Source organism: Campylobacter sp. (genome assembly GCF_019423325.1).
GTDB lineage: Bacteria > Campylobacterota > Campylobacteria > Campylobacterales > Campylobacteraceae > Campylobacter_B.
The window spans coordinates 182,694-207,281 of the sequence record NZ_JAHZBQ010000003.1; the positions used below are offsets into that span (position 1 = coordinate 182,694).

Annotated in this window: 27 protein-coding genes, 4 tRNA genes and 1 pseudogene; 14 read left to right on the forward strand and 18 right to left on the reverse strand. The window is 45.9% G+C overall.

Annotated elements, in window-relative coordinates; genetic code table 11:
• Positions 1–8: 8 nt before the first annotated feature.
• From QZ367_RS08705 to QZ367_RS08745, 9 genes are all read right to left on the reverse strand, one after another.
• Complete coding sequence (locus QZ367_RS08705; protein WP_291939742.1) at positions 9–377, reverse strand: hypothetical protein; 369 nt, start codon at positions 375–377, stop codon at positions 9–11.
• Positions 378–393: 16 nt separating this feature from the next.
• Entirely contained in the window at positions 394–1,005 is a 612-nt protein-coding gene (locus QZ367_RS08710) for a hypothetical protein (RefSeq protein WP_291939745.1), read from the reverse strand.
• Between the two features lie 32 nt (positions 1,006–1,037).
• Positions 1,038–1,376 (reverse strand): hypothetical protein, encoded by a 339-nt coding sequence (locus QZ367_RS08715; protein ID WP_291939748.1) that lies wholly within the window; start codon positions 1,374–1,376, stop codon positions 1,038–1,040.
• Entirely contained in the window at positions 1,369–1,848 is a 480-nt protein-coding gene (locus QZ367_RS08720) for an Imm41 family immunity protein (protein ID WP_291939751.1), read from the reverse strand. The genes QZ367_RS08715 and QZ367_RS08720 overlap by 8 nt, the downstream gene beginning before the upstream one ends.
• A 4-nt stretch (positions 1,849–1,852) precedes the next feature.
• Positions 1,853–2,239, reverse strand: a complete 387-nt coding sequence (locus tag QZ367_RS08725) for an Imm41 family immunity protein (RefSeq protein ID WP_291939754.1) — start codon at positions 2,237–2,239, stop codon at positions 1,853–1,855.
• A 76-nt stretch (positions 2,240–2,315) separates the two neighbouring features.
• On the reverse strand, positions 2,316–2,651 hold the full coding sequence (locus QZ367_RS08730) for a hypothetical protein (protein WP_291939756.1): 336 nt from the start codon (positions 2,649–2,651) through the stop codon (positions 2,316–2,318).
• A gap of 94 nt (positions 2,652–2,745) precedes the next feature.
• Positions 2,746–2,821, reverse strand: a tRNA-Lys gene (locus QZ367_RS08735).
• A gap of 11 nt (positions 2,822–2,832) precedes the next feature.
• A tRNA-Asp gene (locus QZ367_RS08740) sits at positions 2,833–2,909 on the reverse strand.
• 60 nt (positions 2,910–2,969) lie between these two features.
• Positions 2,970–3,045: transfer RNA gene (locus QZ367_RS08745), tRNA-Val, on the reverse strand.
• 127 nt (positions 3,046–3,172) lie between these two features.
• Between QZ367_RS08745 and QZ367_RS08750 the strand changes: the two genes are divergently transcribed.
• Both QZ367_RS08750 and QZ367_RS08755 read left to right on the forward strand, forming a co-directional pair.
• The gene (locus QZ367_RS08750; RefSeq protein WP_291939759.1) at positions 3,173–3,760 is read left to right on the forward strand and encodes a transglycosylase SLT domain-containing protein; all 588 of its coding nucleotides are present in this window, start codon (positions 3,173–3,175) and stop codon (positions 3,758–3,760) included.
• A gap of 51 nt (positions 3,761–3,811) precedes the next feature.
• The gene (locus tag QZ367_RS08755) at positions 3,812–4,852 is read left to right on the forward strand and encodes a 3-deoxy-8-phosphooctulonate synthase (protein ID WP_291939762.1); all 1,041 of its coding nucleotides are present in this window, start codon (positions 3,812–3,814) and stop codon (positions 4,850–4,852) included.
• A 219-nt stretch (positions 4,853–5,071) separates the two neighbouring features.
• Here QZ367_RS08755 and QZ367_RS08760 read toward each other — a convergent pair whose 3' ends face one another.
• A complete protein-coding gene (locus QZ367_RS08760) occupies positions 5,072–5,332 on the reverse strand; it encodes a helix-turn-helix transcriptional regulator (protein WP_291939764.1) in 261 nt (86 codons plus the stop codon).
• Positions 5,333–5,653: 321 nt separating this feature from the next.
• Between QZ367_RS08760 and QZ367_RS08765 the strand changes: the two genes are divergently transcribed.
• Positions 5,654–7,063: a FibroRumin system radical SAM peptide maturase gene (locus QZ367_RS08765; protein ID WP_291939765.1), complete on the forward strand. Its 1,410-nt coding sequence runs from the start codon at positions 5,654–5,656 to the stop codon at positions 7,061–7,063.
• A gap of 145 nt (positions 7,064–7,208) precedes the next feature.
• Positions 7,209–7,285 (forward strand) — tRNA-Glu (locus tag QZ367_RS08770).
• Between the two features lie 55 nt (positions 7,286–7,340).
• On the opposite strand, the gene QZ367_RS08775 is transcribed toward QZ367_RS08770, so the two are convergent.
• From QZ367_RS08775 to QZ367_RS08800, 6 genes are read right to left on the reverse strand one after another with little or no spacing between them, the layout of a single operon-like run.
• Positions 7,341–8,117: an energy-coupling factor ABC transporter ATP-binding protein gene (locus QZ367_RS08775; protein WP_291939768.1), complete on the reverse strand. Its 777-nt coding sequence runs from the start codon at positions 8,115–8,117 to the stop codon at positions 7,341–7,343.
• Positions 8,114–8,761 (reverse strand): energy-coupling factor transporter transmembrane component T, encoded by a 648-nt coding sequence (locus tag QZ367_RS08780; RefSeq protein ID WP_291939771.1) that lies wholly within the window; start codon positions 8,759–8,761, stop codon positions 8,114–8,116. The genes QZ367_RS08775 and QZ367_RS08780 overlap by 4 nt, the downstream gene beginning before the upstream one ends.
• Positions 8,758–9,399 carry a hypothetical protein gene (locus tag QZ367_RS08785; RefSeq protein ID WP_291939774.1) on the reverse strand — a complete coding sequence of 214 codons (642 nt, stop codon included), beginning with the start codon at positions 9,397–9,399 and terminating at the stop codon, positions 8,758–8,760. Before QZ367_RS08785 ends, QZ367_RS08780 begins: the two co-directional genes overlap by 4 nt.
• Positions 9,396–9,998 carry a cobalt transporter CbiM gene (cbiM, locus tag QZ367_RS08790; protein ID WP_291939777.1) on the reverse strand — a complete coding sequence of 201 codons (603 nt, stop codon included), beginning with the start codon at positions 9,996–9,998 and terminating at the stop codon, positions 9,396–9,398. Before cbiM ends, QZ367_RS08785 begins: the two co-directional genes overlap by 4 nt.
• Positions 9,988–10,767, reverse strand: coding sequence for a hypothetical protein (locus tag QZ367_RS08795; RefSeq protein ID WP_291939779.1), 780 nt, complete (start codon positions 10,765–10,767; stop codon positions 9,988–9,990). The genes cbiM and QZ367_RS08795 overlap by 11 nt, the downstream gene beginning before the upstream one ends.
• A 12-nt stretch (positions 10,768–10,779) precedes the next feature.
• Positions 10,780–11,529, reverse strand: a complete 750-nt coding sequence (locus tag QZ367_RS08800) for a DUF4198 domain-containing protein (protein WP_291939782.1) — start codon at positions 11,527–11,529, stop codon at positions 10,780–10,782.
• 140 nt (positions 11,530–11,669) lie between these two features.
• Here QZ367_RS08800 and serS point away from each other — a divergent pair, with 140 nt between their 5' ends.
• The 5 genes from serS (at position 11,670) to QZ367_RS08825 (ending at position 17,694) form a co-directional block, all read left to right on the forward strand.
• The gene (serS, locus tag QZ367_RS08805; protein WP_291939786.1) at positions 11,670–12,920 is read left to right on the forward strand and encodes a serine--tRNA ligase; all 1,251 of its coding nucleotides are present in this window, start codon (positions 11,670–11,672) and stop codon (positions 12,918–12,920) included.
• 7 nt (positions 12,921–12,927) lie between these two features.
• Complete coding sequence (locus QZ367_RS08810) at positions 12,928–13,701, forward strand: pentapeptide repeat-containing protein (protein ID WP_291939789.1); 774 nt, start codon at positions 12,928–12,930, stop codon at positions 13,699–13,701.
• Entirely contained in the window at positions 13,698–15,197 is a 1,500-nt protein-coding gene (gene rsfS, locus QZ367_RS08815) for a ribosome silencing factor (protein ID WP_291939793.1), read from the forward strand. Before QZ367_RS08810 ends, rsfS begins: the two co-directional genes overlap by 4 nt.
• A gap of 9 nt (positions 15,198–15,206) precedes the next feature.
• Positions 15,207–16,580, forward strand: coding sequence for a sodium-dependent transporter (locus QZ367_RS08820; protein WP_291939796.1), 1,374 nt, complete (start codon positions 15,207–15,209; stop codon positions 16,578–16,580).
• Between the two features lie 532 nt (positions 16,581–17,112).
• Positions 17,113–17,694: a LysE family translocator gene (locus QZ367_RS08825; protein ID WP_291939797.1), complete on the forward strand. Its 582-nt coding sequence runs from the start codon at positions 17,113–17,115 to the stop codon at positions 17,692–17,694.
• Between the two features lie 452 nt (positions 17,695–18,146).
• Here the strand turns inward: QZ367_RS08825 and sodB are convergent, their stop codons facing one another.
• Positions 18,147–18,770 carry a superoxide dismutase [Fe] gene (gene sodB, locus QZ367_RS08830; protein ID WP_291939800.1) on the reverse strand — a complete coding sequence of 208 codons (624 nt, stop codon included), beginning with the start codon at positions 18,768–18,770 and terminating at the stop codon, positions 18,147–18,149.
• Between the two features lie 516 nt (positions 18,771–19,286).
• Between sodB and ribH the strand changes: the two genes are divergently transcribed.
• The 5 genes and pseudogenes from ribH (at position 19,287) to QZ367_RS08855 (ending at position 23,369) form a co-directional block, all read left to right on the forward strand.
• Positions 19,287–19,757 (forward strand): 6,7-dimethyl-8-ribityllumazine synthase, encoded by a 471-nt coding sequence (ribH, locus tag QZ367_RS08835; protein ID WP_291939803.1) that lies wholly within the window; start codon positions 19,287–19,289, stop codon positions 19,755–19,757.
• Position 19,758: 1 nt separating this feature from the next.
• Positions 19,759–20,133: pseudogene (gene nusB / locus QZ367_RS08840) on the forward strand (transcription antitermination factor NusB); the annotation flags it as partial.
• 644 nt (positions 20,134–20,777) lie between these two features.
• Positions 20,778–21,464 carry an orotidine-5'-phosphate decarboxylase gene (gene pyrF / locus QZ367_RS08845; protein ID WP_367116687.1) on the forward strand — a complete coding sequence of 229 codons (687 nt, stop codon included), beginning with the start codon at positions 20,778–20,780 and terminating at the stop codon, positions 21,462–21,464.
• A 559-nt stretch (positions 21,465–22,023) separates the two neighbouring features.
• Positions 22,024–22,278, forward strand: coding sequence for a helix-hairpin-helix domain-containing protein (locus tag QZ367_RS08850; RefSeq protein ID WP_291939805.1), 255 nt, complete (start codon positions 22,024–22,026; stop codon positions 22,276–22,278).
• Between the two features lie 233 nt (positions 22,279–22,511).
• Complete coding sequence (locus tag QZ367_RS08855; protein WP_291939808.1) at positions 22,512–23,369, forward strand: DUF3108 domain-containing protein; 858 nt, start codon at positions 22,512–22,514, stop codon at positions 23,367–23,369.
• Positions 23,370–23,511: 142 nt separating this feature from the next.
• Here the strand turns inward: QZ367_RS08855 and QZ367_RS08860 are convergent, their stop codons facing one another.
• Positions 23,512–24,510 (reverse strand): hypothetical protein, encoded by a 999-nt coding sequence (locus tag QZ367_RS08860; RefSeq protein WP_291939809.1) that lies wholly within the window; start codon positions 24,508–24,510, stop codon positions 23,512–23,514.
• Between the last annotated feature and the right edge of the window lie 78 nt (positions 24,511–24,588).

Sequence of the window (24,588 nt, forward strand, 5' to 3'; positions counted from 1 at the left end):
TTAGGCTTTTAGTCGTAGTCGAAGTCGTCAAACTCATAACCAAAAATTTGGATTGTTTTTAGAGCTAATTCGCGTAGTTCGCAAAAGGTGCTATTGTGGTATATAAAATCTTCATAGTCTGTCATAGAAGCCTTTTCCTCTTCCTCCCAAAATTTTGAATCGCACTCCGTAAATTTATCTAGCATTTTGGCTATCGCTTTACGTTCCTCTATACTGAAATAAATTTTGTTTGATTCCGCTAGGGCTATTTTACAAGCACTTTCACAATCTTCTATTAAATCTATGCACAACAAATACTTATCAAGCATATATTTTTCTTGACACTCTAATGAGGCAAGGCAGCATAATTCTTTTAATAATCTTTCTTTTATCGACATTTTATTCTCCTAAATTTTATATCCCGTACCACTTCGTTACATCCCCCTCTTCGTCGATATCGACCTCTATGTATTTGTATTTATTGTAAAGGCTCGGAATCAAAATTTCGTCATAATATTTTTTGCCGCATTCTGCGATAAACATATACATATTATGATGGCACCACCGATTCGGCTCTTCCCAAAAAGCACCGTCTACGCGAGTATAATTTTTTAGAGGTTCGTATGGGCGAGCTATAAATTTATCTAAATTATAAAAGAAATTTTTTCTTAAAATTTTCCATTCTTCAAATTTTTTCATATTTAAATTTATATTGGCGCTAGTTTTATGTTTTATGTCGGTATCTATGAAATTATTTAGATAAAATTGCCCAAATAGCATTATTAAAATATCTCTTACATTATCATCGCATAAATTAAAATTATGAATTAATGCACTGGCGATAGAGTCGGTCTCATAGACTTCGGTGCTTTTCATTAGGCTAAACGCCTCAAGCTCATAAAAATCCAGTGGTCTTTTCCCGCTTGCGGCTTGAAAATCTTTAAAAATCTTAAATCTAAAATCTTCCGCTTCGCTAAAGAAATAGACGTATGGACTTAAATTTAGATTAAGTGCTTTTATTCTCATTTTATACCGTCCAAACTATTGTTTTTCGCATTTTAGTATTGTTTTGCATAATAAGCTCTTCCTTGCTGCGTTTCAGTCACGCCAAAGTATTTGCTATTTACACTGACCGGCTCATAACTTTTATCATCTCTTAAAATATTTAAAATTTCAGATTTATCACATATCTCTTTCATTTCTGTATCATAACCCCAATTTGAACTAAACAATCTTATATAACCTTGCTCGTATAAGAACAATAAAATTTCTTTCGCCACTTTAAGCGAATTGGCAACGTTAATAGAATTTAATTCCCAAACGATCTCCCATAAAGAGATATAATCGCCATCTTCGACTATTCCCGATAAAATAGTTAAAATCGTCTTTTTATTCATTTAAAACCGCATTTCCTTTTAATGGAATTTTAACTACCGCACCGTCTTTGCTATTTTTAGCACAAGAATCCGGCGTACAATTTTCATAGAAAAATTTGATTTTATAAAAATTCTCATCCCCTGATGCAACTGCCAATAATAAGCTTTTTATGCGACGAAATCTATCGAAAATATTCGGCTTTGTATCTTCTTGATATTCATACGTTTTAAAACATTCGCTTTTTGCGTCTATATCTACGTCGCGCCAACTTCCGTTTAGAAATATATCATTAGAGATAGAAATAATACCTTGCATTATTTCTGGGTCCAACTCTTTATTTTTATAATGCTGCAAAATCTTTTTTAAATCGGCTTCCAATTTCCAATACTCATCATCGGACCATAGATTATTATCTAAAATCATACCTATGAACGAATTTGCATCATATCTATCATCAAATGCGGTATTTCTATAAAAATTTACAAGATTCATTGCATTAATCCTTTGGAACATACCAAAAACCGCTATTGTCAAGCTTTTCTTTGAATGCGATGCTGTTGCAAAGAACCTTTAATCTTTCAAATCTATCATATATGCTAGGCGCCACGCCGTCGCTGTTTTTTGCACACAGCATATTGCTTACATAAATTTCCGATTTGTCCTCCACGCCGATAACATCATTAAATATTGCTATTATTGCGACGAAAATTTCTCTTGGAAGCGTTTTGTTATGATAAAAGCTCAAAATCTGCATTAAAGCTTTATCCAACTTCCAATAGTCGCAATCTGACCAAGTTTTTTGATAGATAAATTTTCCGACAAACGAATTGATGCTGAATTTATCAGAATTTGTTGAATTTCGGTATAAAAGCTCTAAGTCCATTAATCACCTATCCTTTTTTTCATTTCTTTATTAAATTTAGCCATCTTTATGGCAAATTTTCGTTTATAAAAATCGATTATTTTTTATTTGATAGCTCTTTAGATAGAATTTCTGAATTGGGATACAATTTTTTCAAAAATTCTATCTCTTCTTGATCTAGCTCATCTAAAACCTCTTCTATAGGTTTTTCGCTTAAAATTTTTCCATAAACCAAACTCAGCCTTTTATATGCGCGCGGGTTACCGTTCTTTTCAAATTGCCTTATTATAGCAATTCTGCACTCTTTTGTTATTTCGGAATCGCCCATAAAAAGATCTTTTATATCGCAAGAGGCGCTTTGCTCTTTATATAGATAAAATATCCACGCAAATAATATTATAGCGGCGGCAATAAAGTAAATTTTATTTTTCATGAAAGCTCTTATTCTTGTTATACCTTACTTATTTTTGGCTTTTTAGACATAAACGATCAATCATAGAATTTGCCGATTTGATTAGTGATAAAAGTGGTGTCCTGCGTTGGATTCGAACCAACGACCCCCTCATTAAAAGTGAGATGCTCTACCTACTGAGCTAGCAAGACATCGTAAGAAGTGGCGCGACGAATGGGGCTCGAACCCACGACCTCCGCCGTGACAGGGCGGCATTCTAACCAGCTGAACTACCGTCGCACCAAAAATCACACTCGCAGCGCAAGTGCTAAAGAAGTATGAAATCCAAGGATTTCAAAATGGTGGTCGCTGTAGGGATCGAACCTGCGACATCCACCTTGTAAGGGTGGCGCTCTACCAGCTGAGCTAAGCGACCGTTTGGGTTTAAAAAGAAATGTAATTATATATCTAATACGATTAATTTTCACTTAAACAATGATGAAAAGACTGAAATTGTGCTATACTTGCGACATAAAATTTTATCAAAGGCTCGGTAAATTTAGATGAAAAAGTTGGTTTTCGCCCTGTTTTTGGCGCTTCAAGCCCCCGCTTACTCGCCGAACGAGATCGTAAACGCCATCGCCGCAGTAGCGCAAAACGAAGGGGTAAAGCCTGAAATTTTATACACCATCGTCAAAATCGAAAGCGACTTCGAGCCCTACACGATCTCCTTTTTGACGAACAAAGCAAACGCCGATTATTTCGCAGGTCTGCGCAACCAAAATATCCGCATCAAAACAAGCAACTATAGCCTAAATTCCAGCAAATGGGTCGTTACTATCATACCGGCAAACGAAATTTACGCCGTGCAGATCGCCAAGTACCTCTACGAGGATGGCTTTAGCATCGACGTGGGGCTCGGGCAGCTAAACGCCGTAAATTTCAGCCAAAATGAGATCGATTATATATTTAATCCGATGTATAACCTCACCAAATGCGCCAAAATTCTACGCAAATGCTGGAATGCTAAAGACAAAAATATCAAAGACACGATCGAGTGCTACAACTACGGCATGCGCAAACGCTACTCAAACCCCTACTACAAGCGCTTTTACGAACATTACGAGAGATTTTTCGGTAAGCCCTATTAAGAGTTAGTAAAATTTCGCTAAAATCGCGCAAATTTTAAAAAAGGATATTTCATGATACTGATCGCAGGACCCTGCGTGATCGAAAGCCGCGAGCTGATAATGAAAGTCGCGGAGAGCTTACGCAAATTTAACGAAATGGACGGGGTGGAATTTTACTTTAAAAGCAGCTTCGATAAAGCCAACCGCACAAGCATCTCAAGCTTCCGTGGCCCGGGGCTGCAGCGCGGCTGCGAAATTTTAGCCGAAGTAAAGGAGAAGTTCGGCTATAAAATTTTAACCGACATCCACGAAAGCTATCAGGCGGAGCCCGCTGCGCGCGTCGCCGACGTACTGCAGATACCGGCGTTTTTGTGCCGCCAAACCGACCTGCTCGTCGCCGCAGCCAGCACGCAAGCGGTAGTAAATATCAAAAAAGGTCAGTTTCTATCGCCGCAGGCGATGAAACACAGCGTCGAAAAGGTGCTGCAAACCCGCAGCGCACGAGCTTATACCCCGCAAAGCGGCGCGGCATCTAGCGATACAAATGCCGCTCAAAACAGCGCCTGCTCCAGCAATGCCGAAATTTGCGGCGCGCAAAGCGGCGCCCGAAGCAGTGCAGATAGCAGCTCTTTTGCGCTAGGCGCGCAAAATTCTTGCGCCGCACGATCGGACGCGCAAAATTCCGCCCATGTTTGCGATGCTTCGAGTGCCGCGAATTCTGCTCAAAGCGCTGCGCAGCCAAGCGGCGAAGGTATGCACGATCTAGCGCGCCGTTACGGCGTTTGGCTCACCGAGCGCGGCAGTACCTTCGGCTATGGAAATTTGATCGTCGATATGCGCTCGCTGCCGATTATGCGCGAGTTTGCTCCGGTCATTTTCGACGCGACCCACAGCGTGCAGATGCCTAGCACCGGCACTACGAGCGGCGGCGACTCGCGCTTCGTGCCGTATCTCGCGCGAGCGGCAGCGGCCGTGGGCGTAGACGGCTTTTTTTACGAGACGCACCCTGATCCCGCCCATGCGCTATCAGACGGGCCGAATATGCTAAATTTACAGCAGCTAGAGCGCGTCGTCGCGCAGACGCTTGCAATTCAAAAAGCACTCGGATTTTAAAATTTTAATATATTGGCAAAACTTGCTTTTTCTTGACGCCTAATTAAAAGACGGTTTGAAATTTTAACGCTCGTCGGACGGGCGTTAAAATTTTTATAATACACGCATGGTTCACACCTAAAAATGTAAAAACATCTGAGCATAAATCGATAGACTTATCATTGCCCTTGATCATTGTCTGTTTTACCAAAAAATTCAAACTTTCAAGTTTATAAATTTTTAAGCCTTAAATTTAAAAATTTCACCCACCTCGATGCCTAAAATTTTTGAAATTTTATAAATATGCTCTAAATTAAAGTGCTTGTCGTAGCGGCAGCTCTCGCAGTTTGAGTAAAACGCGACCGACTTTATATCCATACTTAGCGCCATATCCAGCTGGCTCATACCCTTGCTTTCGCGTAGTTTACGGACGTTGGCGGAGATTTGAAGATAAAAATTTTGTATCTCGTCTCCGTCAAAAAAGGCTAAATTTTCACTCATTTTTTTATCCTATAGGTAAAGTAAAAATTAAACTTTATTTGGATAAAATCCGCAAATCTATATCCTATAGGATAAATAATTAGTAAATTTCTAGAGAAAGGAGAAGAAATGAGTGCCACTATAAATCAATATGAAAAGCTATTCGGCAAAATTATTGAAGTTGTCGCAGGCCGAACTTGCGCTTGCTTTTGCTCATGCAGTTGCGGCATGTGCGTATGCTCGTGCCGCGGTCGCAGAAGTGAAAACGACGAAATTGCATGGGAAATATGCTAAAAATTTATCGGCGGACCGAACTCCGCCGATACTATTTCAAGGATTTTTATGATTTTTTCAAAATATGGCTTCGCCTTTCATGTAGGTAATGATGTAGCATTATATAACTCTTTAAGGATGAAGCCGATCTATTTAAGCGATAACAAATTTAAGAAAATAAAAGAGATTGTTGACAAAAATGTGAAATTATCACAAGACTTAAAATGCGAAATCGACGAATTGATAAAGTATAAAATTTTAGTCAAAGAGGGCGATGATGAAAAAATTTTAAATTTTGTAAAATCGGTTATTCCTCAACCACAAATAAACGTATGCTATTTTATTTTAAGCGAACAATGCAATCTGGCTTGTAAATATTGCTTTTTAGGCAACAATAATCAAGAAAAGAGAAAGCGTTTCAAAAAAGAAAATATGAGTAAGCAAACGGCAATGGATGGAATTTTATTTTTCATAAAACAACTCGAAAGTGCAAATTTCGATGAAAATTCCAAGCCTACCATTTTATTTTACGGTGGCGAACCACTTTTAAATTTTGAAACACTTGTTTTTATAGTAAATAAAATTAACGAGCTTAAAAAGAGCTGTAAAGTTTTAGAAAAAGTTGAATTCGACTTGGTCACAAACGGGCTTTTATTAAACAAACAAAGGCTTTTAAAGCTAAACGAACTTGGCGTAAATATCGGTATTTCGATAGATGGTTGTAATAACGAAACAAATAAAATGCGCGTGGATATCGGCGGAAATTTTGTATTTGAAAAAATTATACAAAAACTTGATTTGGCAAAGTCACTTGGGGTTCCAATTTCGCTTTCCGTAACGCTTACGCAAGATAGTATCAAAAATAAAAACGATATGCTTGAGCTTGTCAAGAAATACAATATAAAGGGCTTCGGTTTTAATATTTTAATGTCGGATGAGAAGATTTCGGATTTGCACTATCAAAAAACGAGTGAGTTTTTAATCGAAATGTTTAAAGAATTGCGCAAGCTTGGAATTTATGAAGATAGAATGATGAGAAAGGTAAAATCCTTTGCAAAATCAAGCGTTTATTTTTCGGATTGTGCAGCTACAAGCGGCGGACAGATTGTAATTGCGGCAAACGGAGATGTGGGAATTTGCCAAGGCTGTTTGTATGATAGAAAATATTTTGTAACGAATGTCTTGGATGAAAATTTTAATCCGACGACCAATGAAATTTGGCAAAAATTTCGCCATCTCTCGCCGCCCGAAAAGAATGAATGTCAAGAATGTGAAGCTCTTGGCATTTGTGGTGGCGGCTGTCCGATAAGTGCGGCAAACGAAAAAGTAGGCAATACGATTGATTCTTTGGATAGGAGATTTTGCATTCACGCAAAAGAGAGTCTAAAATTTCTGATCTCAGACCTGCATAGGATCATAACAAAAGGCGAAAATAGCGAAATTTATGAAAAATGCGAAGTTGATAAGTTAGCGAGATAATCCGTTATATAAATTTGCCGACTTTAATGTTTTACTTGACCCAACCTTAATTCGAAATAGACACTAATTCTAGGTGCTGCTATCTGCAAGAGCTCATCATATATTTTATCTAAAATTTTGCTTCTTAATGCTAAAATAAATTCTTGACCTTTTCGTCTAGTGGCTCAGGACGTTGCATTCTCAGTGCGAAAACGCGTGGTTCAAATCCCGCAAGGGTCGCCATTATGGACTTATACAAGCCTCTTGATTTTAAACGGTAAATTTATCTATGATTTTATCATGGACTTTCATACAGCCCGTCAGATTTTAAATAATAAATTTTATCTGCGATTTTATCGATGAAACTTTTATCGTGCGAGACGATGATCTCGCTTACGTCAAGCTCCGCCAAAATCCCCGCCACGCGCTCCTGCATTGCCTCATCAAGCGCCGTCGTAGGCTCGTCCAGTAGCAGTATCCTAGGCTCGCACACCAGCGCGCCCGCAAGCGCCACCAGCTTTTTCTCGCCGCCGCTTAGATGAAAGGGTACTCGCTCGCGCAGATGTTCGATTCCCAAGCGTCGCAGCGTCTCCAGCGCCTTGCGCTCAATCTGCTCTTCGCTTAAAATTTCAAGCTTTTTTAGATGGTCGTTTTCGCTGCCCTGCCTTAAAATTTGCGCCTTACGACCAAAAAATTTAGAAAAAATTCCACGCTTTTTCTCCGCATTTCGTGCTTGTTTTAGCCGCTCATTTTGTGCACGCAGACTAAATGCGACGTCCTCAAACACGCTCGCGCACAAAAATTGATCGTCGCTGTTTTGAAATAAAAACCCGATCTCGTGGCGAAATTTTACAAAATCCTCCGCACACTCGAGCTTCTCACCGAAAAGCTCGATTTCGCCCTCGCCCCATTGCCTTAGGCCGCCTAAAATTTGAAGCAGGCTCGTCTTGCCCTGCCCGTTCGCGCCCAAGATCGCCACTTTTTCCTTATGCCCTACGCTCAAATTTACGCCGCGAAAAATTTCTCGCTCGCCGTTTTTAGCGCTTAAATCCAGCGCCTTAAGCGAACAGCTCATAAGATAGCTCCGATTTTAACAGATACGCACGCCAGCACGAACGCCAAAAACGAGGCCTCCGAGACGCCCAAACCATCGCGACATTCGTAAAATAGCCTACCGCAAAACCCTCGCGCGCTCATTACCATGCTTAAATTCCTTGCCTGCTCAAGCGCCGAAATCGCTAAAATCCCGATCAAATTCGCATAAATTTTATAGGTAAAAATTCCGCTCGTCCCTACAAATCCGCGCATGCGCAAAAGTGCTTGCAGTCTCGCCAGATCCGAGCGTAAAAAATTTACGAATCGCCCACAGCAATACACCAAAGCGCTTAGCTTTTCGCCGAGCCCGAGCCCGTAAAATCCGCGCGCGAAAAAATATTCGTCTTTGCCGTAAAATAGCAAAATTGCAAACGCCATTATCAAATTCGCGCGCAAAAATATCACGCCCGCAAGCTCGTAGTTGCCGACTATGGCGGGGCTTAACGCGCTTAAAATCGCAAAGATATTTAATACCGCAAGCCTTGTGCAGACCGCGCGTGCAATCGAAATTTTAAGCGCAAAAAGAAGTAGCGGCGGGGCAAAAAACGCCGCGTAAAGCTGCCCGCTAAATCCGACGCCGAAGCTGAAGATGAAAAACGCGAGCAGTGATACGGCGGAGCTCATTTGCGCGCTCTTTTCGCTAGCCACATTAAGCCAAAAAAGCCGAAAATCAAGGCCAAACAAAGCGCGATTTTAGGCGCCTCGGCGGACTGGCTTTGAAACGCCAGGCTCCTAATATCACTCTTAGAGCTTTCTTTCGGCAAGATGCTTTGCGAGGCGGAATTTTTCAAAGGCTCGGAAGCACTTGAAATTTTATCTTCAGACACACTGCCTTTCGGCGCGATATTTTCGGACGCGCTGTCTTTGGACGCGAAATTTTTAGCGGCGTTCGAATTTTGCGGCATAGGATTTTCAGAAACGTCAGAATTTTGAGGCGTGGAATTTTCAGGATCACCGGAATCCTGCGGCGTAAAGCCTTCGGCGCTAAATTCCATCTGTGTGCCGTGCCCTGCACCTCCGTAAATTTGAATAGTAAAATTTTTAGCTGGCATTCGTATGCTCGCAAGTCCCTCTTTATCGGTCCTAGTGCGTAAAATTTCGCGCCCGTCCACACTGATTAAAACTTCGCACTCCATGCAGGGAGAATTTTTATAAAAATAGCTATAAATCGCCACTCTATCGCCCTCTTGCGTCGCGAAAAGATGAAGCGCATGCGAAAATGCGAAGGAGCTCAAAACCGCTAAGAAAAATAGCGCTCTCATCGCCTTTGTCCGCCGTAAAATTTCGCAATAAAGCTAAGCGCAAAAAAGGTGATGATTCCTTCCAAAACAGCCAGGATCGCGCCTTCGAGCGAGATGAGCGTCGCGATAGCAAAAAACTCCCGCCCGCTGATGAAAAGCACGAGATCAAGAAGCAGCATCGAGCAGACGATCGGCACGAAACCCGCTAAAAATAGATAAATTTTTTGCGTGCGCGCTTTTAGCTCTTGCGCTTTTGAGGCGGCGGCGGCAAAGAGCCCGCCCAAAACCGCCGGAAAGCCGATGACTGCGGTATTTACGCCGAGCACGCTAAGCCCTCCAAAGCCAAAAAATACCCCTTGCAAAAACAGCGCGACGAAAATCGCCAAGATCGCGCGTGAGCCCAAAAACGCGCCCACGAGCCCGCTTAGCATCAGGTGCATGGAGCTGACGCCCACGGGCAGGTGCACAAAAGATGCGACGAAAAACAGCGCGCTAAAACATGCGATCCTCGGGATTTCAGACTGCCTTGCGCGCCATAAAATCGCCGCTACCGCAGGCGCCGTAACCGCCCAGCCAGCAAGCAGCACGGGCGCACTCAAAACTCCTTCGCTAATATGCACGGCTCGCCTCCTTTAAATCGCTCACGTTTTTTAGACGCGCAAAAACGCGGGAGCTAGTTAAATTTAAGGCATTTGCGACCTTTGCAATAATTGCCTTGATTGCTACAGATCTTGCTTTTACGGCTTTAGTCGCGACAGAATTTTCGGCTGTAAAACTCGCGGCTTGCGTCCTATTTGCGGCGGCTGTTAGCGCAGAACTCGGAGCGGTCTCGGAACCGCTTACGGAACCGGCAAATTTGATAAATTTTACGGCTCGCACGGCGCAAGAATTTTCGCTTGCTACAATTGCAGGAGCGGCGAGCGGATTTTGCAACGCAAAATTTAAGGCTCCGAGCGATCTCGGTGAGATGCTTGTGCGGTAAAACAGAGCCTGCGAAATTTCAAAAGTCGGGGTTTGCGAAATTTCAAAAAACGAAATTTTACGTGCTGGTATTTTAAGCTCATAAATCCATGAATATGAAATTTTGCGGCTCGAAGCTACTAAGAGCGGATTCCTACCGAGCAAAATTCCACATAGCAGAGTTCTGCTACTTGAAATTTTACTCAGCGGAATTTTGCTCCGTAAAGTTTTAACCAAACCCTGAGACGCAGACTGCGCGCGGGTGCAAAACGACAAAATTCTTCCCCGTAAAATTTTAGCCGCAGAATTCGCTTGAAATTTTACGTCGCCAAGCAAAACGCGCGAAAATAAAATTTCAAAGCTCCGCTCAAGCGTAAATTTAAATTTATCCGCAGCGACGCAAATTTCGCCCAAAAAAAGAGATCTCACCGAGCCGCTCCCCTATTTTTTCAGCTCGTCTGCTTTGATCCAAAGCACGGCGCCCAGCTCGTTTACGGGCTGCTCGCTTCCTTTAGCGGCTTCCTCCTCGCTAAGAGCCGCAAAGCCCCACCAGCCGGCAACCGGCATCACGAAGCTAAACTCGCCCGCGCCGTTGGTTTTAACGACCTGTGTGACATGCGCCTCGCTAGGGGCTTTGTAGCCCTTATCGTTATATAGCTCGATCTCCACGTCCGCGCCCGGGACGGGCTTTCCGTGCAGTAAAAAAACTCCGCTAAATATCTCTCCCGCATACAGCGCATAAGGTCGCACTAGCGGCACGATCTCCGCCTCTAGCCCGAGCGGCTTATCCCAGCCTTCGCCCGCGTCGTAAGCATCGACGTAGGTTTTGGTGATATGGCGGATCATCTTGCGCTCAGCCGGCTCGGCATAGGGTTTTGGATCAAAATAAAACGCTAAAAGCGATGGCTTGTCCGCTTTGAATTCCGCCGCGAAATAGGAATTTTCACCCTTTTTCTGCTCTTTTAGACCGCTTAGGAGCGATTTTTTCTCGCCGTCAATAAAAACGCCGAATTCTGCGGGCTTTTGTAGATTCATAGACTCCTGCAAAAACGGATGGGAGAATTCCAAATTTAGCTTCACGATAGCATCTTTTTGATCCTCTACGACATTTTTATCCGTCGTAAGAACGCCGAAATGTGCGAACGCAAGGCTCGCCGCGAAAATTCCTAAAAAAGCAAATTTTGCCTTCATGTAATACCTTTTATAATAAAATATTACGGAATTGTATCACTTTTTTTCATCCGTATTGCTTAAATGTGGGTTTATTTTGAGTATTTAAAGCAAACTTTAGTTAAAATGTCGCAATTTAAATTACCAAAAAGAGGCAGAAAATGATAAATTTAAAACTTATCGAGACGAATTTCGACGAATTTAATAAAAAACTCATCGCCAAAAAAGTCCCGCCGCAAACCCTGCAAACGCTACTAGATGCCTACAACGAGCTAAAATCCAAAAAGACGGAGTTAGAGAACCTCCAAGCCGTGCAAAACGTAAAGAGCAAGGAGCTAGGCCTCGCCGCGCGCGAGGGTAAGGACGTAGGGGCGCTAAAATCGCAACTTGAGGAAAACAAGCAAAAGATCCAAAGCCTAAGCGAGCTCGTAAATGAGCGCGAGCAAAACTTAGAAGCGATCGCCGCGTGCGTGCCGAATATCATCGACGACGACGTGCCGATCGGCGCGGACGAGAACGAAAACGTCTGTATCAAAAAGGTGCTTGATCCGCGCACGTTCGACTTCGCGCCCAAGCAGCACTTCGATCTCGGCGAGGCGCTGGGATGGCTTGATTTCGAGCGCGGCGTCAAACTCAGCGGCAGCCGCTTCACCGCGATCCGCGGGCTGGGCGCAAAGCTGAATATGGCCCTCATCAACTACATGATCGAATTTAATAACTCGCGCGGCTTCGAGCTCGTAAATATGCCGTTTTTGGTGCGTGATCAGATCCTCTACGGCACGGGTCAGCTGCCTAAATTTAAAGACGACCTCTACCACGTTGACGACGAGGAGCAAAACCTCTACCTCATCCCTACGAGCGAGGTTACGGCGACGAATCTCTTTAACGATGAAATTTTACGCAGCGAGGAGCTGCCGATCAAGCTCACCAGCTACAGCCACTGCTTTCGCAAGGAGGCGGGCTCGGCGGGGCGCGATACGCGCGGCATGATCCGCCAGCACCAGTTCGAAAAGGTCGAACTCGTCGCCATCACGCGCCCAGAGGATAGCACAAAGATGCTTGAGGAGATGATTTCGTGCGCGAGCGATCTACTAGCTAGCCTAGGCCTTCCGCACAGACACATGCTGCTTTGTAGCGGCGATCTAGGCTTTAGTGCCGCAAAGACCGTGGATTTGGAGGTTTGGCTGCCGGGGCAGAACCAATACCGAGAGATCAGCTCGATCAGCAACTGTCGCGATTTTCAGGCACGTAGAGCCAAAATCCGCTTCAAAGACGGCAAGAAAAATAGCCTCGTTCATACGCTAAACGGCTCCTCGCTCGCAGTCGGCCGCACGCTAATCGCGGTAATGGAAAACTACCAGCGCAAGGACGGCAGCATCGAAATCCCGCGCGTTTTAGAAAAATATATGTAGGCGGCCCGTGCGAAAGCCTTACAAAAACCCAAATTCTAACGCCCGATTCGCAGCCACTGGGTCTTGCGCGGAAAAATTTAAAAAGCGCGGCGTTAAATTTTTCGTGCTGCAAAACACAGGATTTTTTGCAACAAAATTTGGTAGCACGAAATTTTGCGGCGCAGAGCCCGGGGCACACGATGCCAAGCTTCGCGGTTTTAAATTTTGCAATGAAACGCTTCGTCATACGCGACAAATTCGGCAATCACGACACTCGCATTTTAAATTTCACGACGAGAAATTTAATGGCGCGAAATTTGCGACCTGCGGAACAAGATTTTTAGGGGCGAACTTTCGCGGCGTGGAATTCTGCAAATCAAAATTTATGGCACGCGGCGTCAAATTTTACAAAGCAGAATTGCGCGAGACGGGTTTTTTAACTCGCACTGCAGAATTGTACGGCACAAAATTTCACGAGATGAAGTTCCAGACGCTAAATTTAGAGCTTAAAATGAAATTTAGCGAAGCGAAATTCGGCGAGGTAAAATTCCGCGATGGCGCGCTTTTAAAATTTGCCGCCGCAAAAGGGCTGCGACGCAGTCCTAGCCTTTGTGTCGCCATACCCTTTAAATTTACCGCGCTGCAAAACGCGGGATTTTTTGCAACAAAATTTGACGAAGCGGAATTTTGCGGCGTAAAATTTTATAAAGCAAGATTGCGCCGCGCAAAATTTTATGCTGCAGAATTTGCGGCGAAGGGCGAGAAATTTTGCGGCATGAAACGGCGCGGAGCGGGCGCGTGAAGATCGCGCTTTTCGGCGGCAGTTTCGATCCGCCGCATGCAGGACACGACGCCGCGGTAAAGGCGATTTTATCAAGCCTAAAGCCCGATTTGCTGGTAATAATGCCGTCGTTTTTAAACCCGTTTAAAAAGAGCTTTTCGGCGCCGCCGCAGCTGCGGCTTAGATGGTGCCGCGCGCTGTGGAGCGACGCCCCGCACGTGGAGGTAAGCGATTATGAAATTTCGCAAAACGTGCCGGTACCCACGATACAAAGCGTGAAATTTCTGCTCGAAAAATACGGCGGAAACGGCAAAATCGCGGCAGAGACGGCAGCCTCGACGAGCGAAACCCCGACAGCCGTAACGGATAGGGCTTTATCTAACGGCGCAAATATTGCGAATAAAATTTCTGCCGGTGCTTATACTCCTGGCAGTGCAGACGAAATTTTACCCGAGAAGACGGACGGGGCTTTGTCGTGCGGCATAGCTAAAATTTCAAGCGACGATGCCTGCACCGCCGTTAATACGGATAGAGTAAGTATCTCCGCCAACGCAAAAAACAAAATTCTGCAAGGCAGCGTGGCAGATAAAATTTTGATCTGCGATGGAAGTGAAACAAAGGGGATTTCGCAAAGCACGGTGAGTGGAATTTCGGGCGGCTGCAAAAGTAATGCGGGCGGTGCAAACGACGTAAGCAAAATTTTAAGTGCAGATGCGAGCGAAATCACAAATGCAAGCGTAATTTCAAGCCCCGTTGCAAGCGAAATTTCAAGCAGCAATGCAAATTGCATTGCTGATACAGGCGATATAAATGACGCAAATAGTGCAGGTGACACAGGCGGCGCAGATGACGCGAGCGATGTGCGCGATGTGAGCAGTGCAGATGAAGCAAGCAAAGCAAATAGTGCAAGCGGCACAGATACAATCTCAAAGCTCTACATCGTCGTGGGCGCCGACAACCTAGCAGAGCTTCATAAATGGCGCGATTTTAGCGAGCTGCAAAAATTGGCGGAGTTTGTAGTGCTTACTAGACCTGGCTACGAGATCCCGCGGCAGTGGGCGGCTCTAAGGCGCATCGAGATTGCCGTAGATGCGAGCTCAAGCGGTTTTAGGCGAGATTTCAAAGGCGAAATCCCACCCAAGATCGCAGCAGAGGTCATAAAATTTTATAAAAGGAAAGATATGCAAGATCCAAAGCAGAGGGCGGAAAAGATCGCCGAAATTTTAAACGAAAAGAAAGCCGAAGACGTCCAGATCATCGATATGGAAGGGCGCGAATATATCGCGAAATTCGTGGTTATCGCCACTATGCTAACCTCCCGCCACGCAGCCTCGCTTATCGAGGAGCTAAAAAGCGTGCTTAAGCCGCTTGGGGAGGAGTTTTTGGCTATCGAAAGCGGCGATGAGTGGAGCGTCGTCGATCTCGGCGATATCATAGTCCATCTCATCAGCGAGGCTTACCGCGCCAAATACAATATCGAGGACTTCCTCGACAAACTCAAAAAAGAGCAATTTTAAGGAGGGAGCGTGCCGAGACAGACCTGGAGCAGCAAGCTCACATATATCTTAACTGTCGCAGGCGCCACGATCGGCTTTGGCTGCACGTGGCGGTTTCCGTATTTAGTCGGGCAAAACGGCGGCGGCGCCTACGTGCTCATATTTTGCATCGCAATGATCGTGCTTGGGATCCCGATGATCTTGGTAGAAAACGTCATCGGACGCCGTGCGCTAAGAAACTGCGTCGATGCCTTTGCAGCGCCTAAAAAGGACGGCTCGCGCATAAAGCCGGCATGGAAAATCGTAGGCATCATGGGCGTAATCGGCGCGTTTGGAATTTTGGCCTACTATATGGTCCTTGGCGGCTGGGTGCTAACCTACATCGTAAACATCGTAAGCGGCAACTTCGACCTCTCCGCGCGGATCACAGACCCCGCATTTACGCAAAAATTCTACGCAGATCACATCGAAAATAGCCCGCTCGGCGTCGGAGCTTACACGCTCGTTTTCATAGCGATCAACTGGTACATTTTGAAAAACGGCATCATCGAGGGGATCGAAAAATTCGTAAAATTTCTAATGCCCGCGCTATTTTTGTGCTTCATCGCGGTGATCCTTACAAATTTAACGCTCGAAGGCGCAAAGGAAGGCGTGAAATTTTATCTCGGCGTCGATTTTGCCAAGATCACGCCCAAGCTTTTGATCGACGTTTTGGGACAGGTCTTTTTCGCGCTCTCGCTCGGTTTCGGCGTGATGATCACGCTATCTAGCTTCCTCAACAAAGACGAGAAGCTGATGCAAACGGCCACCATCACCGCAGTCGTAAACACCCTCATCGCCGTGCTTGCGGGCTTTATGATCTTCCCATCGCTCTTTAGCGCGGGGCTTGAGCCGAGCAGCGGCTCGTCGCTGGTTTTTAAGAGCCTGCCGATCGCGTTTTCGCACATGCCGTTCGGCAACGCCGTCGCGGTGGTCTTTCTCTCGATTTTGCTCATCGCCGCGCTTACGACGTCGATCACGATCTATCAGGTCATCATAAATTTCGTCGAGGAGCGCTTCGGTTTTTCGACGCTAAAGGCGGTAAATTTAACGCTCGGCGGCGTCTTCGTGCTCGGCAACCTGCCCTGCATACTCTCAAGCAGCGTGCTTGCGGACGTTAAAATTCTGGGGCGCTCGGTTTTCGACGCCTTCGACTTCGTAAGCGCGAACGTATTTTTCGTGCTAACGGCGCTTCTGTGCTGCGTCTATGTGGGCTGGGTGCTGAAAAAGGACGCGATCTACGAGCTCACCAACGAAGGCGATCTAAGCGCGCGGCTCGCAGGAGTTTGGTTTTTATACGTCAAATTTATCCTGCCGCTCATCATCGCGGTGATCTTCGGATACGGGATTTTCGGCCAAATTTAAAGCCGCAAGAGTTTTAAATTTTAAATTTGCCCGCGGCGGTGCGGCTCACTTCGCCGCAATATATTTTATGCCAAGGCATGATAGAATTTTAAAATTTCATTCGCTCCGTTACATACGCTGCAGCGTGGGTTTTTACTCGGTGCGACACATTGTATTGAAACTTGCGGCACGGCGGTCTTGCGACTAGGTGCGAGACACCGCACCGCAGTTATAATATAAATTCAGCGCAGGCGTAGCCTGCCCCTTGTAAAGCGTCGTCGGGGGTTAGGTGGGGTTTGGGGCGGGAAGCGCCGCCTCTGCGAGAAGTGCGACCTCGCAACCGAGGCCCCTTCCCGCCCCGTAAAAAGCTTTAACGCGTCTAGCGAAGCGGGCGTCAGAATTTTGAAATTTTATCTGCACGCGCCGTGCAAGCGTGATCATAAACGCAAAAAGGCGCGGCTAAATTTTAAAATTCCATCTGCCGCGACACTTTAAAATTTCCGCGACAAGCGCGCGATAAATTTAAAATTTAGCCGCAATTTAGGGGTTTTCAATGCTTCTGTTTTTCTTTACGATCTTTCCGATATCGCTGATGCCGGGCATCAACATGACCTACGCGCTAAATCTCGGCATCGCGCGCGGCTATCTTAGGGCGCTGCCTGCACTGATCGCGCAGGTGCTGGGCGTCGCAGCCGTGGCGCTTGCGTGCGTATTCGGCGTCGCGGGCATTCTGCTTGCGCACCCTGCGGCGCTTAGCGCGATTAAAATTTTAGGCGGCGCGTATATCTTCTATCTGGGCGTCGCGACCTTTTTGGCGCGCGGAAATTTCAAGCTGCAAAAACAAAAGCGCAGCGAAAATATCTTCTTCCAAGGCCTCGTAGTCGCGGTCTCAAACCCCAAGGCATGGATATTTTTTACCGCACTCTTTCCGCCATTTTTGGATGCAGACAATCTTTTCGGCGCGCGCACATTTGCTCTCGTGGCGATCTTGTGCGTGAGTGAAAGCATCTGCCTTAGCATATATGCGCTGGGCGGAGCGGTGCTAAAAAATCTGCTGAAAACCCATCTGAAATACCTCGAAATTTTCTGCTCGGTGCTGATGTGTGCGATCGGGCTGTGGATGATTTTGAGCTAAAATTTTGATTAAATTTAGCGCCCGGGTTTTGATGAAATTTTAAATTTAAAAGATAGATTGAAAAGCGGTATTGCTGCGGCTAAATCCTAAGAAAAGCTCTTAAAATTTAACCATTAGCTTTGAATTAAAATTTTAAGCGATCGGTTATTGCGTGCAGCAAGCGCGGCGGCGGTTATCGTCCAGGGTTAGCTTGCGGTGCGTCTAAGAGATTTGCGGGCAGCGATTATCGTCCGCAGCTAATCCGCAGCGAACCTACGAGCGCTTAAGAGATTTCAGCTTTGTGTACTGCACGAGCCGTATCCTCTCTACTCGGATTATGCGTTTAAACGGATTTTGGCTCTGCGAGTAGCACCGCTTCCGTTTGTGACATGCCCGCGCAATTTAAAATTTACGCAAGCGAAGCGCAATGGACTCAGGTTTTTGTATCGCCGCGTCCGCTTAAATTTTAAAATTTAATCTCTACCGTGAAGCTCGCCCATATAAAATTTCACCGAGCCGAGACCCTCTTTTTTCGCCCATTCATAGGCACCTGAGACGAACTCCCAGTTGATGCCCGCGTAGAATTTCTCCAAATATTTCGGACGCGCGTTGTGCTCATCGATGTAATACGCGTGCTCCCAAACGTCCACGACTAGAAGCGGCACGAGTCCCTCGGTCACCGGCGTAGCGGCGTTTTGAGTCGCTTTGATGCAAAGCTTGCCTGATTTCGGATCGTAAGCGAGCCACACCCAGCCCGAGCCGAAATGAGCCGTAGCAGCAGCCAAAAACTCGCTTTTAAAATCCGAGAAATTTTCCGCCAGTGCCGATTTTAGCTCCGCGGACGGCTCGCTAGGCTTTGCGATGCAATCCCAGTAAAAATCGTGGTTGTAAACCTGCGCTGCGTTGTTAAAAAGCCCGCCGCTAGCAGCCGTTACGATCTCGTAAAGCCCCTTGCCCGCAAACTCGCCCGATTCGGTAAGTTTATTTAAATTTGCCACATAGGTCGCATGGTGCTTGCCGTGGTGATAATCACAGGTTTCTTTGCTTACGACCGCATTGTGCGCCGCATCGAACGGCAACTCTCTAAGTTTAAACATCTTTCTCTCCTTGAAATGAATTTTGAAGCGATTATAGCCTAAAATTTCTAAACGAATAATAAAATTTATTATTTAGGATTAATTTTAAGATAAATTTCAATCGAAGCTCGCTCCTAATATAATCTCGCTTCAAATTTAAAATTTAGGCGGTTTATGAACACCAAAGGCTTTGTTTTCATAATTATCGGAGCGCTTTTTTGAGTGCGGCTGGGCTTACGGACTTAAGCACGCTTCTAGTGCGCACGATTGGCTACTGACCACCACCTGCGTAATCGTGAGCTTTTTATATTTATGCTTGCTTTAAAATACGTCGGCGCGGCGCTTGCATACGTCCTATATACGGGTATCAGCACGATCGGCGCCGTGATGCTGGGCATATTCGTCCGCCGCGAGAAAATTTCTGCGCGCAAAGCACCTGTTATTTCTCATAATTTCAAGTGCCGTAATGTTTAAATTAATTTAGAATTTTGGCGAATTTAGCTAAGCTTAGCGCTAAATTTAACGCAAAGGAAAATCATGAAAATCATTGAAGGCTCGCTTGCTCTTAAGGGCAGCGAAAAAATTCTAATCATCAACGCCCGTTTCAACCACATCATCACAGATCGCCTAGTCGAAGGGGCGCACGATGCGTTTTTGCGCCACGGCGGCAAGGAGGAAAATTTAAGCCTGATGCTTGTTCCTGGCGCGTTTGAGATCCCGCTCGCGCTTGAAAAGGCGCTAGCTTCCAAGCTCTACGACGCCGTCGTCTGCCTAGGCGCGGTTATCCGCGGCTCTACACCGCATTTTGACTACGTAAGCGCCGAGGTAAGCAAGGGGATCGCGAACACCATGCTAAAATACGGCGCACCCGTGACTTTCGGCGTGCTAACTACCGATAATATCGAGCAGGCAATCGAGCGTGCAGGCGCGAAGGCTGGCAACAAGGGCTTTGAAGCGATGAGCGGCGCGATCGAGCTTCTAAGTCTATTTCGCAACATAAAGGCTTAAAATGGCCACCAGACACCAAGCCAGGCTCGCTGCGATCTCGCTGCTTTACTCCCAAGATATGAACGGCGGCGGCGAGGACTTTGCGGACGAATATCTGGATGAAAAGCGCATTCGCAACGAGCAGCGCAACTGGACGCTGGCGCTTCTGCGCGGCGCTAGCGAAAATCTTGCCGCGGTCGATGCGCTGATAGATGAAAATTTAAAGGAATTTAAGCTTGCCGAAATTTCGGCTCTGGAGCGTGCGATACTGCGGCTTGGGGCGTATGAGTTGCGCTTTACGGACACGGACGCGGGCATCGTCATAAACGAAGCGATCAACTCCGCTAAAGAGCTTGGCATCTCGCCAAGATTTATAAACGGCGTGCTGGACGCGCTAAAAGATAGCCCCGTAAACATCGCGGCGGATAAAATTTCCAAGCCGAATACAACGGCAAGCGTAAATTCCGAGCTATCCTCGACGACAAGCGAAAATTTCAAGCCCACTGCGGCGAAAAGCTCCGCTGTTTCAGGCAGCAACGTTGCGACGAAAAATTTCGTCCCCGCAGGTACGGACGGCGAGACGAAAAATTTTACCAAGGCAAAGAGGAGCGGCACGCTGAAAAATTCTACGGCGAGCAGAAACAGACCGTCTAAAAAGCCCGCTAATTTAAAAACTCGCAGCGCGTCCGCCAAAAAATCCGTCGCAAGCAAAAAATTTAAAACGGAGGGAAATTTTAAGGCCGGGGATAAATTTAAGACGGAGAAAACGGGCAAAAATTTCAAAACGGGCGAACGAAGTAAAAATTTTAAGGCAAGCGAACGAGGCAAAGACGCTGCGCCAAAAAGAGAGGGTGCGGATAGAAATTTCAGAGTCGGCAAAAGCGCAGCACCGAAAAAGGGCGCTGCGGGTAAAAATACTGCGCCCAAAAGTAGCGCTGGGCGCAAAACCTCTACCGCACCGAAAAAATCTGCGGGTGGCAGAGGCGCACTCTCGAAAAGACCTGCGGGCAGCAAAGGCGCGGTACGCAGCAAGGATAAGCAGTGAAGCTCTGCGTCGCGCTTGATCTTGGCTCGAAGCAGCAGTGCTTGCAGCTGGCGGAGCAGCTGGCGGACTTTTCGGATAAAATTTGGCTCAAAGTTGGGCTGCGAGCATATTTACGCGACGGTGCGGGATTTATAGAGGAGCTAAAAAGGCTCGGAAATTTTAAAATTTTCCTCGATCTAAAGCTCTATGACATCCCAAATACGATGGCTGACGCCGCCGAGGAGATCGCTAAAATCGGCGTAGATATGATAAACGTGCACGCAAGCAGCGGCAAGCGTGCGATGGCTACCGTGATACAGCGACTGGACAAGCTTAGTTCACGCCCGCTAGTGCTCGCGGTTTCGGCGCTAACGAGCTTTGATCAGGCGGAATTTAGCGCGGTTTACGAGCAAAATTTAAGCGACGCCGTGCGCAAATTTAGCGTGATGAGCTACGAAGCGGGGCTTGACGGCATGGTCTGCTCGGCGTTCGAGAGCCGCCTGATAAAGGACGCCACGAGCGCAAATTTTATCACGCTCTGCCCGGGCGTACGGCCTTTTGGCGAGAGCGCGGCAGATCAAAAGCGAGTGGCGGATCTGGGCATTGCGCGCGAGGCGGAGGCTAATTTTATCGTGATCGGTCGTCCGATCTATCAGGCGCAAAACCCACGCGAAATTTGCGAGCGGATTTTGGGTCAAATTTAGCGTCAAAACTTGCGTAAAATTTAACTCAAAATAATTTTAAGCATGGTTTCCGCGCGAAAGAAATTTTAATCAAAATGCGCACAAAGGCGGCTCGGATGACGTCGAAGCACCGTCGTCATCTTTTTGCGAAATCCGTTGGGGTTTGAAACACTATTGGGTTATCAATTATGTTTGGTGTTCTTAAGTGTAAATTTACCCCGTTGGGGTTTAAAACGAAACAATCTCCGTGGAGATAAAGCTAGCTAAAAAGTGTAAATTTACCTCGTTGGGGGATTAAAAACGTTTAAGCTTTGCCGTACCCAAGCTCCCTGCTAGCTTGCGGATAAAATTTCCGATAATGAGCGCGGCGGCGGGCGTCTTAGCACTAAAAGAGGCGCGCATAAGCGCAGCGGCGGCCCGGCGGCAAGGTAAAATTTTAAAAATTTTTCGCACCGCGTGTATAAAATTCTAAAATTTGCCTCGCACGAGTGAAATTTTGAAATTCCGCACTCTCAAGGGGTTTTAAAATTTTATCCAAATGGCGAGCCGAGCAAAATTTGAATAAAGATTGGAGTAAAATTTGAGTAAAAGCGCGAGCGATTTTAAGAAAATCCCCTATGTCGGCGAGGCGACCGAGGCTGATCTGCTGGCACTCGGCTACACCGACATCGCTTCGCTAAAGGGCGCGGATCCGGACGAGATGTTTGAACGCACAAAGGCGCTCGGGCGTGGCAGCGACAGGTGCATTCTCTATGTTTACCGCATGGTTTGTTACTACGCAAATACGCCCCGTCCCGACAAAGCCAAGCTGAAATGGTGGCTTTGGAAGGACTAATTTACGAATTTGACCCGCGCGAGCCATTTGAATTTGAGCGGATTTACTAGCGACAGACGCGGCTGTATCTGCAGCACGAAACGGCACCTCACGTAAGTGCAAGCTAGCAAGCGCAATGAACGGCGTAAATTTTAAGCGCGAGTCTACGAACACAATGCGATAAAGCGACACAAAGAGCGTAAATTTAACGAGCGCCGTATGATGGGGCGCCGAAAAGCGGAAGGACGATAAGGATGAAATTTTTTGCTACTTTGATTTTATGCGCGAGCGCGCTTTTGGGCGAGACGATCAGCGCGAAATATGAGATTTCGTTCGGCGTTTTCGGCGCGGTCGGCAGCGCAAATACGCGGCTCGTGCGGCAGGGCGATCGCTACGAGATCGTCATGGACGCCGTCGCGCAGGGCGTCGCGGGCAGCCTAAGCGGGCAAAGGCGCGAGAGCTTCCGCTCGAAGGGGCGCATCGTAGCGGGGCTTTTGATGCCCGATCTCTACGTCCATGAGGTCTCGCGCAAAAAGGGCAAAACGACGAAAAACGAGCGCAAAACTTACGCCTTCGACTATGCGCGCAAAACGATAAAATTTCAAAAGTTCAAGGGCACGGGCAGCGAGCTACAGCTCGTAAGCGATGAAATTCTGCCCTATTTTGCGACGAATGACCTGCTGAGTTTGTTTTTCAATTTCTCTAAAATTCCGCGCTCAGGCGATAAATTTTTCGTCCGAGCCGCGGGCGCAAAAAGCGCTGACGGAAGGATCGACATCCAAAGGCCGCGCGGAAGCGCCGCCGCAAATATCGCAAGCGAGCTTGGCGTCGCGCCTCCTAGCGATGCGAATACCAATTCCGGCGCATCGACAAGCACAAGCTCTAGCGGAGCAGACACAAAAACCGGCACAACGGACGTAAATTTTAAAGGGCACGACGTGGGCACAGATAAGCAGGCTGCGGCGATCTACGTAGTTTTCATCAACCAGCCGATATTTTCGAGCAGCCGAGGCGAGCTGCACCTGAGCCTAAACGAACGCGGTTACGCCGATCGCGCCGTTTTGAAGGACGTGCTGCTCTTCGGCGACATCCGCGCGCGGCTCGTGGAATGAGACTTCGTAAATTTACGAGGTAAATTTTGTTCAAATTTATCCCTGCTCGCTTCAAACGTCATCGTTTTCATATCGCTGAAAAAGGGCAAATTTGATCGATCATAATTTAATATAAATTTAAAATATAGTCCGCTTTTATGATTTACACGAAAATTTGCGGCGGGATTTTATCTAAATTTTTCCCTGTTTTGATTAGAAAATAGGCTTTTAGCTCCCCGTATTCTTTGCTGCTTAGAAACGAAACCTCTATAAAAGAATTTTTGTCATATATCAATATGCTGTCATTTATAATATCAAAGCCTAGCCCGTTAAAAAGCCTATATAGCAATAAAGGAAAAAAGCTAATCGATATAATTACCGCAAAAATTATCCAAAAATTTTCCTCCCTTCCGTCTATCACTACCGCTATGAAAAAAACCAAAAGCAAGTATATAAAAGCAAATAGCAGCATAAGGCATTTTGTCTTTTTTGATATTTCGGGATATGACGGCCCCGTGGTTCGTTTGATACAAGTTATATCTGAAATTTTAGTCTCATATAAAACGGCTTCCGTCTTTTTAGAGTATAGAGTTATGTCGTCATTTTTAAAGCATATATAGCACTTGCCGAAATTTGAAAATTTATTTAATGCTCTGAACGTAAAATAGCAATCCAGCAAAACGAGAAATAAAATTTGCTGGGCGGAAAATTTACCGCATATCGCCATCAATATCGTAGTAATGATATAGATCGCGCCGATGATAGCATTTAAAATTATAGCGTGGTCTTTTATGATTATCGGCTCTTTATCGTAATCACGAGTTTTAACGCCTCGTGATGAAACATCGCCTGGGTTTAAATTTTGAAATTTTACCTCGGCTTGTGAGTTTAAATTCGTGCCTTTTAAATTTGTATCTCGAAAATTTGCGCCACAAAGATAATCGGCTTGCGATTTGGGATCTGTTTGATCAAAATTCGTATTTTTAGGGCTTTCGCTACTCAAATTTGCATCGTTTAAATTTAATGATATGCGATCCACCGCATCGCTTAAATCCGCACTGTCAAAGATGTCGGCGCTAGCGCCTTTTCGAAGCTTTTGCTTGAAAGTCCGACGTCGTTCGTTTAGAGGCTTTTTAGATTCCTCAAGCAGCACTTTATCCAAAAAATATCCTTAAGCTTAAACGCTCGTATTTTATAATTTCAGGCTTAAATCGCAATAAATCGCGCCTGTTTCGCGCGT

Excerpts from the sequence above, each read along its gene's own strand:
- QZ367_RS08705 (WP_291939742.1), bottom strand. The coding sequence starts at position 377 with ATGTCGATAAAAGAAAGATTATTAAAAGAATTATGCTGCCTTGCCTCA.
- QZ367_RS08710 (WP_291939745.1), bottom strand. The coding sequence starts at position 1,005 with ATGAGAATAAAAGCACTTAATCTAAATTTAAGTCCATACGTCTATTTC.
- QZ367_RS08715 (WP_291939748.1), bottom strand. The coding sequence starts at position 1,376 with ATGAATAAAAAGACGATTTTAACTATTTTATCGGGAATAGTCGAAGAT.
- QZ367_RS08720 (WP_291939751.1), bottom strand. The coding sequence starts at position 1,848 with ATGAATCTTGTAAATTTTTATAGAAATACCGCATTTGATGATAGATAT.
- QZ367_RS08725 (WP_291939754.1), bottom strand. The coding sequence starts at position 2,239 with ATGGACTTAGAGCTTTTATACCGAAATTCAACAAATTCTGATAAATTC.
- QZ367_RS08730 (WP_291939756.1), bottom strand. The coding sequence starts at position 2,651 with ATGAAAAATAAAATTTACTTTATTGCCGCCGCTATAATATTATTTGCG.
- QZ367_RS08750 (WP_291939759.1), top strand. The coding sequence starts at position 3,173 with ATGAAAAAGTTGGTTTTCGCCCTGTTTTTGGCGCTTCAAGCCCCCGCT.
- QZ367_RS08755 (WP_291939762.1), top strand. The coding sequence starts at position 3,812 with ATGATACTGATCGCAGGACCCTGCGTGATCGAAAGCCGCGAGCTGATA.
- QZ367_RS08760 (WP_291939764.1), bottom strand. The coding sequence starts at position 5,332 with ATGAGTGAAAATTTAGCCTTTTTTGACGGAGACGAGATACAAAATTTT.
- QZ367_RS08765 (WP_291939765.1), top strand. The coding sequence starts at position 5,654 with ATGATTTTTTCAAAATATGGCTTCGCCTTTCATGTAGGTAATGATGTA.
- QZ367_RS08775 (WP_291939768.1), bottom strand. The coding sequence starts at position 8,117 with ATGAGCTGTTCGCTTAAGGCGCTGGATTTAAGCGCTAAAAACGGCGAG.
- QZ367_RS08780 (WP_291939771.1), bottom strand. The coding sequence starts at position 8,761 with ATGAGCTCCGCCGTATCACTGCTCGCGTTTTTCATCTTCAGCTTCGGC.
- QZ367_RS08785 (WP_291939774.1), bottom strand. The coding sequence starts at position 9,399 with ATGAGAGCGCTATTTTTCTTAGCGGTTTTGAGCTCCTTCGCATTTTCG.
- QZ367_RS08800 (WP_291939782.1), bottom strand. The coding sequence starts at position 11,529 with ATGAAGGCAAAATTTGCTTTTTTAGGAATTTTCGCGGCGAGCCTTGCG.
- serS (WP_291939786.1), top strand. The coding sequence starts at position 11,670 with ATGATAAATTTAAAACTTATCGAGACGAATTTCGACGAATTTAATAAA.
- QZ367_RS08825 (WP_291939797.1), top strand. The coding sequence starts at position 17,113 with ATGCTTCTGTTTTTCTTTACGATCTTTCCGATATCGCTGATGCCGGGC.
- sodB (WP_291939800.1), bottom strand. The coding sequence starts at position 18,770 with ATGTTTAAACTTAGAGAGTTGCCGTTCGATGCGGCGCACAATGCGGTC.
- ribH (WP_291939803.1), top strand. The coding sequence starts at position 19,287 with ATGAAAATCATTGAAGGCTCGCTTGCTCTTAAGGGCAGCGAAAAAATT.
- QZ367_RS08855 (WP_291939808.1), top strand. The coding sequence starts at position 22,512 with ATGAAATTTTTTGCTACTTTGATTTTATGCGCGAGCGCGCTTTTGGGC.